The 1,112-nt window shown below is 34.1% G+C and carries 1 protein-coding gene; it reads right to left on the reverse strand.

Features of this window, described 5'->3' with window-relative positions; genetic code table 11:
- Nucleotides 1–988, reverse strand: a 988-nt coding sequence (locus tag L4D78_RS28250; RefSeq protein ID WP_428469994.1) for a polysaccharide deacetylase family protein, incomplete at its 3' end; no start/stop codon positions are given.
- Nucleotides 989–1,112: the final 124 nt, after the last annotated feature.

Raw genomic sequence — 1,112 nt, forward strand, 5'->3', positions numbered from 1 at the left:
TAGTAATACTTACATATTGCTCTTCCTTTTTCCCGCAAAAATCCTGAGAGAAATTCGACGGTAAAAAGCATTGACCTTTTTTAATATGCATAAACCATTTTATATACTCTAAAATCTTTAATTTTAGCTCATCAACATCTTTAACAGACTCAGAATAAGGGGTGCCTTTCACCGTTAAACTTGAAGAATGAAATGAAAGTACAAACTCTTCGACACCAAGTTGTTCCTGAACTGAAGTAATATTTTTCATCTTCTCTAAAGAACATCCTTCAGGAGATAATCTGTATGTATTAACTTTTAAAAGTTTCTTTAATAGTTTATACCAAATCTTGTTCTTTAATTTATATATTATATCTGGTGATTTATTAATCTTTCTCTCTACGTATGGAATAGAACAATATATAGAGGATGTATGAGGCAAGCACTTAATTTTTCCTGCATTAAAGCTTGAACAACCAACTTTAGAATAATCTGGGCCACCTTTCTCGGAAAAATCAAAGTAAGCATTAATGCTAAGATCTACACAATAGCCAAGTGATTCCAAATGGAGGTACGTATTTTGACCTACGCCATAACGGCCAGCTAGGTATGCTTTCGGGTTTTGCCCGCAAAGTTGATGAATACCTTCCGTTAGTACCTTCATTTTTTTATATTCTACGTCCCTTGGGAGGTTACCAGGAAAAGAGTAAAATCCATTTTCATAGTCAATTTTAGAATCATAAGGGGGGGTTACCCAAGGATGTAGATGTGCTGCAAACTCTATCGAATGATTTTGTAATGGCTTCAATTCTTTAATGACCATTTTTCCTGAAGGGCTTGAAATAAAGGCATAATCGAGTGCTAAGGTTACTTTTGCATTCAGAGATAATAATTCATTAACGAGTTGTAATAGCTCAGTACAATGAGTCACAGTTTGATTTTTAACATCAAAGCCACAAGCCCAATCAAACTCCTCCTCTGCATGAATTACAACCGCAAGCTTCAACATACTCACTCCTTGAATTTGTCCTTTATTATCATGGCACAATTATAAAAAATCGCCAATTTTGTTAAAAAGGTACAACAAAAAAACTCTAAAAGCATATCCAGACAGAAGTGCATGAATCATAAGA

This window comes from Photobacterium minamisatsumaniensis, assembly GCF_050336695.1.
Lineage (GTDB): Bacteria > Pseudomonadota > Gammaproteobacteria > Enterobacterales > Vibrionaceae > Photobacterium > Photobacterium minamisatsumaniensis.